Origin of the sequence: Microcella sp., assembly GCF_046296455.1 — a bacterium.
Classification (GTDB): domain Bacteria; phylum Actinomycetota; class Actinomycetes; order Actinomycetales; family Microbacteriaceae; genus Microcella.
Window position 1 is genome coordinate 1 of the sequence record NZ_JBKBLF010000042.1, and the last position, 9,026, is coordinate 9,026.

Consider the following 9,026-nt stretch of genomic DNA (forward strand, 5'->3'; position numbering starts at 1 on the left):
CGCGCGGCGCCGCGCGGCGCGGAGGGTGTCGAGCGCGATCCCCGCCGCAAGGGCGAGGCCGAGGCCGAGCAGGCTGAGCGCGGGGCCGGCGTCCACGAGCACCGGTCGGCCGTCGGCGACCGACACCGCCAGCCCCGAGACGCCCCACGCCGTCACGAGGCCGAGGGCCGCCAGCACGAGCGGCACGATTCCGCGGCGCCCGTCCGGCAGCGCGGGGGCGAGCAGCGCGAGCACCACGAGCGGCGCGGTCAGCACCGCGAGCCCGATGAGCACCGTGGTCGCGGCGAGCTCAGGCAGCAACCCCGCCACGGGGGCGAGCACGAGATCGGGTGCTGGCCAGCCCAGCAGCAGCGAGAGCGGGGATACCGCCCCGGGTGCGGCGGCGAGCCCCGGGTCGGCGAGCAATCCCAGCGGCGTGCCGCGGCGCAACTGGTCGACCGCGAGGGGCGCGAGCAGGGCGGCGGTCGGAACCACGAGCGTCAGCAGTCGGCCGGCGCGGCGAGGGTTGGCGAGCATCCACACCACCCAGGCAACCACCAGCGCGGGCAGCAGGCTCGGCGCGCTCGCGACCACGATGGCCGCGGTCAGGCCCGCGACAGCCGCGGCGCTCCACGAGCGCGGGGCGCGCGCCGCGCTCACGACGAGCCACGGCAGCGTGAGGTGAGCGATGACGGCCGCCGGTCGACCGAGCGCGAGCGCGCTCAGCAGCGCGGGCGAGAACGCCCAGACCAGGGCGACGACGAACGCCGGCCCCCCGCGGCGCACGACCGACGATGCGGCCCACCACCCGCCGAGCGCCGCGAGCGGCAGCGCTGCCACCCAGAGCACCACGATCACGAGCGACGGCTGCCACGGCGTCAGCAGCCCGAGCAGGGCGAGCACGAAGGCGAAGGGATCGCTCGCGCCCTGCCGCGTCGCCTCGAGCCCCGCGAGCAGGCTCGGCAGGTCGGGAGCGAGCGGCGCGAGCGCTCCGCCGACGAGGGCCGGGGCGCCGAGCAGCGGCGCAGCGGCGATCACGCCGACGACCCCGGCCACCGCCACGGCCACGGCGCCGCCGGGCACGAAGTCGGGGCGCGGCGGGCGATTGTCTTCGGACGCGCTCAGCAGCGCGTCGCGAGCGACCGCGCGGCGACGGCGCACCTCGTCGGGGGGCATGCGCAGGGGATCGATCGCCGCCCAGCCCAGCGAACGCCCCCGAGCGAGGCGGCGGCGAGCACTCGGCACCGCGCCGCCCGAGAAGGCGACGGCGAGCGCCGCCGCGAACTCGGAGCCGACGAACGTGGGGCGCTTGCGCAGCAGTTGCCCGAGGGCGCGCGCGATCGCGAGAGGCACGATGCTGAGCCAGTGGATGGGCACGGCCGCCGCCGGGGCGTAGACGAGCCGCCGGTGCAGCTGCGCCGTGCGCTGCAGTCGCGCACGGGCGCGCGGCGATACCTCGCGCGGGGCCGCGCCCGCACGCGCGGCGAGCGCTGTTCCCTCGTGCACGAAGACGCGCGCCTGGGGAACCCCGATCACGCGGTGCCCCGCGAGCCGGATGCGCACGCACAGGTCGAGCGCGGCATCGACCGAGGGCAGGGCCGGGTCGAAGCCCTCGACCGCGTTGTACACCGTGCGCCGCACGAGCAGGGCCGCCTCACCGACCGCGAGCACGTCGCTCATGCGGTCGTGCTGCGCCTGGTCGAGCTCGCGCTCGGCGATGCCGATCGCGGCACCCCATCGCGTGAGCGTCTCGCCGTAGCCGACGATCATGGTCGGGTGCCCGGCGTCGAGCTGCTTGGGGCCGGCGACCGCCACCGAGGGCGCGATCTCGACGGCCGCGAGCAGTCGCTCGAGCGCCCGCGGGTCGGGAACAGTGTCGTGCCGCAGCAGCCAGAGCCACTCGTCGACGCCGCCGTAGGGCGATGAGGTGGGGGGCGGCACGGGTACAGCGGCGAGTCCGCGGTGCACGAGCTCGCCGAATCCGAGCCCCGTCGACGCGGTGACGAACTGGGTGGGGTTCGCGGCGGCGAGCTGGGCGGTCACGGCGTCGGCGCCCGCGGCGTCGACGACCACGAGCAGGTCGGGGCGGCGGCTCTGCTGGGCGAGGGCATCCAGGGTCTGCTGCAGCACCTCGCCGCCACGGCGGGCGACGACGATCGCGATGACTCGGGGCTGCACCCTCTCGACCCTAAACGGCGTCGTCGCTACGCGGCGCAGGCCGGCGGGCGGGTCACGCGCGGCGGCGCAGCTTGCGGCGCTCGCGCTCGCTCAGGCCGCCCCAGATGCCGAAGCGCTCGTCGTTCTGCAGTGCGTACTCGAGGCACTCGGCCTTGACCTCGCACGTCGTGCAGATCTTCTTCGCGTCGCGCGTCGAGCCGCCCTTCTCGGGGAAGAACGCCTCGGGGTCGGTCTGGGCGCACAGGGCGTCGGCCTGCCACGCGAGCGCGTTGTCGTCATCGCTGCGCGGGCGCCGCACGCCCGGCACACCGAGGCGGACGGGGTCGACGAACCAGTCTCCGGGAACGGTGTTCCGGTACTCGCTCATGCTCTGACTCCCTCCCCCACGCGACCCCCCGGTGCGCGGGATGCCCTAATTACACCCGTGTCATTCGCTCGCGTCAAGTCGCGGATAGTAAAAGGTTCGACCCGCTATTCAGAGTTGCGACGCGCCGCACAAGACGATAGAAGGGCGAGCGAAGCTCAGGCGGATGCCCGCCGCGCCTCCCACGCCGAACGCACCATCTGCTCGAGCGTGTGGCGCATCGCCCAGCCGAGGTCGCGCGCGGCGAGCTCGCCGCTCGCCACGATGCGCGGCGGATCCCCGGGGCGGCGCTCGGCCAGTTCGGGCTCGAAGGCGATACCCGTGACCTGCGCGACGGCATCCATGATCTGACGCACCGAGACGCCGTCGCCCGATCCGAGGTTGTACGCGGGCTCGATGGACTGCCCCGCCTCGAGGCGCCGCGCGGCCTCGACATGGGCGAGGGCGAGGTCGGCCACGTGGATGTAGTCGCGCACGCACGTGCCATCGGGAGTCGGATAGTCGATGCCGTTGATGCGGGGCACGCGGCCCTCGACGAGGGCGTCGAAGACGAGCGGAAAGAGGTTGTGCGGGCTCGTGTCGCGCAGCGCGGAGTCGCCCGAGCCGACCACATTGAAGTAGCGCAGGCTCGTGTGCCGCAGGCCCACCGCGACCTCTTGATCGCGCAGTAGCCACTCGCCGATGAGCTTCGACTCGCCGTAGGGGCTCGTCGGGTTCTTCGGCGTGCCCTCGGTGACGAGGTCGACGTCGACCGCGCCGAACACCGCGGCCGACGACGAGAAGACGCACTGCCGCACGCCGGCGCGCTCCATCGCACCCAGCAGCACCGCCATGCCCGTGACGTTCTGCTCGTAGGTGTGCAGCGGCCGCTGCACGCTGACCCCGGCGTACTTGAAGCCCGCCACGTGGATGACACCCGAGACGCCGTGGTCGACGAGCGCCGCCTCGACCGCCGTCGCGTCGAGCACGGATGCGCGCACGAAGGGCACGTCGGCGGGAACGAAGGCGGCGTGCCCGCTCGACAGGTCGTCGAGCACGACCGGGGTCATGCCGGCCGCAGAGAGCGCGCGCACGACGTGCGCGCCGATGTAGCCGGCACCACCGGTCACGAGCCAGGTCGAAGAGGTCATGCGTCCCACGCTATCGCTCGGTAGAGTCGAGAATCTGCGCCGCGACGGCCCCACCCTCCGTCGCCCCGACCGTTGGAGCACCCGCCCGTGTCAGAGCTGACCGTCTCGTCGACCGCGCAGCGCCGCGACGACGGGCGGGTCGTCATCACGACCCGCCTCACGGGCGACCAGGGCGAGCTGCCCGAGGTCTGGATGGCCCTGCCGCCGCGCGCCCGACTCGACGACCTCACGCCGGTCGACCTCGGCAATGTCTCGCTCGCCGTCGGCATGCTGACCGCCATGCGCCAGGGCACCGCGCTGCGGCTCGAGCAGCCCGCCTCGCGCACCCTGCTCGCGAGCATGCCGCAGTACCAGACGGTCTTCACGACCTGGTACCCCGAGCTGCTGCAGCGGGTCGAAGTGCGCGCCGAGGCCGGCGTCGACGAACGCCCGCGCGGGGCCGGCGAGGCGACGTTCTTCACCGCGGGGGTCGACTCTTTCGACACCCTGCTGCAGAACCGCGCCACCATCACAGCTCTCGTCTACGTGGCAGGCTTCGACGTTCCCCTCACGCGCCCGGACGCGCTCGACCGCACGCGACGGCACCTCGAGGCAGTGGCCGAGGCCGCGCAGGTCGAGCTGCTCGAGGTGGAGTCGAGCATCCGCACCCTCTTCGACGCGGTCGGCAGCTGGGGCCTCATGATGCACGGTGCGGCACTCGCGACGGTCGCGCTCGCCCTCGCCCCCCTGGGGATCGGAACGGTGCGAATCCCCTCGGGCAAGAGCTACGCCCAGATCGACCCGTGGGGCAGCCAGCCGCTCATCGATCCGCTGTGGTCGACAGATGCGGTGAGCGTCGTGCACGACGGCGCCGACGCCCCGCGCACCGGCAAGATCGCGCGCATCGCCCACGAGCCGCTCGTGCACGAGCACCTGCGGGTGTGCTGGGAGCAGTTCGATATGGACAACTGCGGGCGGTGCATCAAGTGCTCGCGCACGCGGCTGCTGTTCGAGGCGGTCGACGTGGGGCACCTGCTGCGCACCTTCCCGGGCACGATCTCGCTCGAGAGCATGCTCGACGAGGGGTTTCGGGGCGCCAACGACGTCTTCAACGCCCGACTCGTCGCGGCAGCGCTGCAGCGCAACCCGCGCACCAGGCCCTACGGCGACCTGCTCGCCGATCGCGTGCGGTACGTCGCCCGCCGGTACCCGCTGCACGTCGGCGAGGCCCTGCCTCCGCGCGACCTGCGGCACCGCCTGGCGCTTCGTCTCGCCCTGCGACGCGCGCGCCGGCTGCAGCAGGCGCACCCACTGCCTGACCGAGCGGGCACTACCGGATGAGCCTTCGAGCGCGCCTGGAGATCGCCCGAGACCCGGACGACCGCGTCGTGCTCTCGACCGTCATCGACAGCGATGACGCCGAGGTTGCTCCGATCCAGGTGACGCTGCCGTCATCGATCGACGAATCGCAGGTCGCAGCGCAGCACCGCGGATCGATCGCGGCGGCCATGGCGCTGCTCAGCGCCATGACGCTGCGTCAGCCCTTGCACATCGATCAGCCCGTCTCGTCGCGGTTACTGCGCGGGCTCGACGAGTTCCAGCGCATTCAGGCGGCATGGTTCCCCGACGCCGTGGGCGTCGTGCCGATCATCGCCACGGGCATCCCGCTCGACGGCTCTCCGCTCGATAGGGCACCGAGCGAGCGCACGGCGACCTTCTTCACCGGCGGGGTGGATTCGTTCTTCACGCTGCTGCGCCACCAGCACGATCTCGACGCTGCGGTCTACGTCGACGGCTTCGACGTTCCGCTCTCGCACCCGCAGATGCTCGACCGCGTGCACGACGAGCTCGCCCAGATCGGGCGCCGGCTCGACCTGACGATGCTCGCGATGCGCTCGACCGTGCGAGAACCAGGGAGTGCGCGCGCGGACTGGGGCCTGATCGGCCACGGTCACGCACTGGGCTCGACGGCCGTGGTGCTCGGCGCGCTCGGGTACACGCGCGTGCTCATCCCCTCGACCGCCTCGTACGACACGCTCACGCCGTGGGGCTCGCACCCGCTGCTCGACCACCTCTGGTCGACCGAGGCGACGCAGGTGATCCACGACGGCGCCGCGCACGATCGCGGTGCGAAGGTCGCCTCGATCAGCACGCACGACGCCGTGCGGCACCATCTGCGCGTCTGCTGGGAGCGCTTCGACGCACTCAACTGCTCTCAGTGCGAGAAGTGCCTGCGCACAATGAGCCTGCTGCTCGCCGTCGGAGCGCTCGACGACGTCACGACCTTCCGCCCCCCGCGGTCGCTGGTCCCCCTCGCGCGCCGCCCCGTGGTGTCAGAAGAGCAGCGCAACTACGCCGTCATGGCCGCTCGCGCGCTGCGTCGTGCGGGCACCCACCGCCGACTCGCACGCGCGTTCGAGCGATCGTCGAAGCGGTACCAGGTCCGGCTCGCCGGCGGTCGACCCTCGCTCGTCGAGCAGCTCGAGCAGCTGCCTCGCCCGTCGGTGCCGCTGTCGGCCCGACTCCGGCGGCCCTCATCACTCGAGCCCCGCTCGACCGTCATGAACGGGGGCTCGCCCTCGGTCACGGTCTCGATCGGGATGACGGGGCTCGGCATCCCCGAATCCATCACCCTCGGCCTTCCTCGCGCGATCGACCCGAACGACACGACGGCGCCGGGCGACCTCGCGCTGCTGCTCGGGCTGCTGCCCGCGATGCTGCTGGGCGCGCCGCTGCGGATCGAGCAGCCCGTGTCGGTGGCGCTGCTCGAGGGGGTCGACGCCGTACAGCAGATCGTCGCGAGCTGGTACCCGTCGTGGGTGGGGCCGGTCGCCGTGCACGCCTCGTCGCTCGCGACGGCACCCCCCGGATTAGGAAGCGTGCTGCTCGTCGATGAGTCGAACGCCGCGATCGCGACGGCGCTGAGCACGCAGCAACGGTTCGCCGCCCTGGCGCCGATCGCCACGGCAGACCCTGCGATCGCCACGCTGCCGGGGCACCACCACCAGCCTCCCGCCGATGTCGCGAACGAGCTCGCGGCGACCGCGGGGGCGCCGATCGTGCAGCTCGACTGCCCCGTGTCGGCCCTGCTCGGCGACGTGATCGACCGCGATCGCCTGCTGCGAGGGCTCGAGATCGCCGTGCGGGCCCGGCTGCTCGGCGCACTCGGCTTCGGCGAGCTCGTCGTCGCCGCGCCGCGGCACTACCGCGAGCTGCGCCCGGCGGGCTCGCATCCGCTCATCGATCGGCACTGGAGCACCGAGCGGCTCGTCGTGCGCCATGTCGATGCCGAGCGCTCGACGGTCGAGCGCGATGCCCTCGCCGCGACGGTCGTCGACCGGCTCAGGCAGCGTTCGCTGTCGCGATGAGCAGCGTGCCGTCTCCGTCGACGCGCAGCGACTCGATCTCGTCGAGGTACACCGCCTCGCCGCGCCGCAGCGTCTCGTCGCCCTCGAGCACGCACGCTCCCTCGATCACGATCGCGATGGCCGGACCGTCGAGGGGCACACGCGCACCGTTGCGACCCGAGACCACCTGCACGGCGAAGTCGGGAACGTCAGGGCGATAGACCGCGCGCGGGCCGTCGACGACAGGCACCATGCGCGGCGCCGGCAGCGGATCGAAGTCGACGACCCGCAGCAGCTCGTCGACATCGATGTGCTTGCTCGTCAGCCCCCCGCGCAGCACGTTGTCGCTCGTGGCCATGACCTCGATGCCGAGACCGTCGAGATAGGCGTGCAGGTTGCCCGCCGGCAGGTACAGGGCCTCGCCGCGCGCGAGACGCACGGTGTGCATGAGGGTCGAGATCGCGACACCCGGGTCGCCCGGGTACGCGGTGGCGAGGCGGCGCACGGTGAGAGCGGTGGGCGACTCGGCGCGCTCGCCCCACTGCTGCAGGGCATCCACGACCGCGTCGACCTCGGCCCCGCGACCCAGCAGCCACGGAACGGCCACGCGCAGCGCCGCCTCGTCGCCGAGCCGAGCGATGAGCGGCTCGAGCCGAGGATCGCCGACCGCCGCGAGCTCGGCACGCGACTCGGCCACGGGTCGAAATCCGCAGAGCGCGAGGAAGGGATCGCTCAGCGCGATGATCATCTCGGGCTTCGCATTGTCGTCGCGGTAGTTGCGGTGCGGCGCATCGACGGGGATGCCCGCCGCGTTCTCGCGCGCGAACCCGACCCGCGCCTGCTCGGGTGTGGGGTGCGCCTGCAGCGACAGGGGTGCGGCCGCCGCGAGGATCTTGACGAGGAACGGCAGGGAGCCGGTCGCACGATGCCGCGCGAGCCACGCGGCGAGCGTCGTGTGCGGCTCGTGCACGAGGCGCGCGGCAGACCCGGGGTGCGTGCCGAGCCAGACCTCGGCCTCGGGCTGCCCTGACGCCTCAGTACCGCGGAACGCGGCGATCGCGTCGTGCGAGCCCCACGGGTACGGACGGGGCTCGTTGGTGATGCGCAGCAGCACGGTGACCTCTCGACGGGGGCGGCCTGGGCAGGCACAGGCTACTACCCCGGTCGGCCGGTGTTCGCAGAGAGAACACCCCCCGCTTGGGGCCGTCGACCCCGCGGGGGGCTCCGAAGTACGATCAGAACCGCACAGCCGAAGGGGGGTTCGCTCGTGCCGAGACAGAGTTTCATGCCGCTGACCGCCGCGTTCACGACCATTGCCGTGATCGGCGCCCTCATGGCGCCGACTACCGCGAGCGCCCAGCCGACCGACCTGCCCCCTGCCGCCGGCGAGACGAACGCTTACCTCGTCGAGATCGCGGAGAACGCCGCGGGTCGCGCGGCCGAGCAGGCCCTGATCGCCGAAGGCGCGATCGTCGACCAGTACGAGCAGGTCATCGACGGCTTCACGGCCGAGCTCACGGCCGAGCAGGCGGCCGCCCTTGACGACCTGCCGGGCGTCGTCGACGTCGTCGAGCACGTGGCCATCCGACCGGGAACGACCCAGAGCTCGGCGCCCTGGGGGCTGTCGCGGCTCGACAGCACGACGGCCACGAGCGACGGGCAGTACACCTACCCCGACTCGGCCGGCTCGGGTGTGCGCATCTACGTCGTCGACACCGGGGTCTCACCGAGCTCGACGCAGTTCGGCTCGCGCCTCGTCTCGGGGCGCAACTTCGCCACCGATCGCGGAGCGGTTCCCAACTCGAGCACGGCCGACTGCGGCAGCGGGCACGGCACGCACGTGGCCGGCACGGCCGCGAGCACGAGCTACGGCGTCGCGAAGGCGGCCACGATCGTGCCCGTGCGCGTCTTCACGTGCAGCGGCACCGGTTCGACCGTCGAGCTGCTCGCCGCGCTCGACTGGATCATGACGCAGCCCGCCGGCGTCGTGAACCTCAGCCTCGTCACGAGCAGCGTCTTCCCGCCGCTCGACGACCGCATCCAGGCGGT

At 72.9% G+C, this 9,026-nt stretch carries 7 protein-coding genes; 3 read left to right on the forward strand and 4 right to left on the reverse strand.

Annotated features, from left to right (window positions below):
- From ACK4HH_RS12995 to galE, 3 genes are all read right to left on the reverse strand, one after another.
- Positions 1 to 2,157 (reverse strand): glycosyltransferase family 2 protein (locus ACK4HH_RS12995; protein ID WP_409652728.1); only part of this gene is annotated, 2,157 nt, incomplete at its 3' end.
- A 52-nt stretch (positions 2,158 to 2,209) separates the two neighbouring features.
- Entirely contained in the window at positions 2,210 to 2,524 is a 315-nt protein-coding gene (locus ACK4HH_RS13000) for a WhiB family transcriptional regulator (protein WP_409652731.1), read from the reverse strand.
- 155 nt (positions 2,525 to 2,679) lie between these two features.
- A complete protein-coding gene (galE, locus tag ACK4HH_RS13005; protein ID WP_409652733.1) occupies positions 2,680 to 3,651 on the reverse strand; it encodes a UDP-glucose 4-epimerase GalE in 972 nt (323 codons plus the stop codon).
- An 87-nt stretch (positions 3,652 to 3,738) separates the two neighbouring features.
- Here galE and ACK4HH_RS13010 point away from each other — a divergent pair, with 87 nt between their 5' ends.
- Both ACK4HH_RS13010 and ACK4HH_RS13015 read left to right on the forward strand, forming a co-directional pair.
- Positions 3,739 to 4,971 (forward strand): hypothetical protein, encoded by a 1,233-nt coding sequence (locus ACK4HH_RS13010; RefSeq protein WP_409652736.1) that lies wholly within the window; start codon positions 3,739 to 3,741, stop codon positions 4,969 to 4,971.
- A complete protein-coding gene (locus tag ACK4HH_RS13015) occupies positions 4,968 to 6,998 on the forward strand; it encodes a hypothetical protein (protein WP_409652739.1) in 2,031 nt (676 codons plus the stop codon). The genes ACK4HH_RS13010 and ACK4HH_RS13015 overlap by 4 nt, the downstream gene beginning before the upstream one ends.
- On the opposite strand, the gene manA is transcribed toward ACK4HH_RS13015, so the two are convergent.
- Complete coding sequence (gene manA, locus ACK4HH_RS13020; RefSeq protein ID WP_409652741.1) at positions 6,973 to 8,091, reverse strand: mannose-6-phosphate isomerase, class I; 1,119 nt, start codon at positions 8,089 to 8,091, stop codon at positions 6,973 to 6,975. The two genes, ACK4HH_RS13015 and manA, sit on opposite strands and share 26 nt — an antisense overlap.
- A 171-nt stretch (positions 8,092 to 8,262) precedes the next feature.
- Between manA and ACK4HH_RS13025 the strand changes: the two genes are divergently transcribed.
- On the forward strand, positions 8,263 to 9,026 hold a 764-nt coding region (locus tag ACK4HH_RS13025), incomplete at its 3' end, for a S8 family serine peptidase (RefSeq protein WP_409652744.1).

What these genes read in the sequence shown, in the direction of transcription:
- galE (WP_409652733.1), bottom strand. Translation starts at nt 3,651, where the DNA reads ATGACCTCTTCGACCTGGCTCGTGACCGGTGGTGCCGGCTACATCGGC.
- ACK4HH_RS13000 (WP_409652731.1), bottom strand. Translation starts at nt 2,524, where the DNA reads ATGAGCGAGTACCGGAACACCGTTCCCGGAGACTGGTTCGTCGACCCC.
- ACK4HH_RS13015 (WP_409652739.1), top strand. Translation starts at nt 4,968, where the DNA reads ATGAGCCTTCGAGCGCGCCTGGAGATCGCCCGAGACCCGGACGACCGC.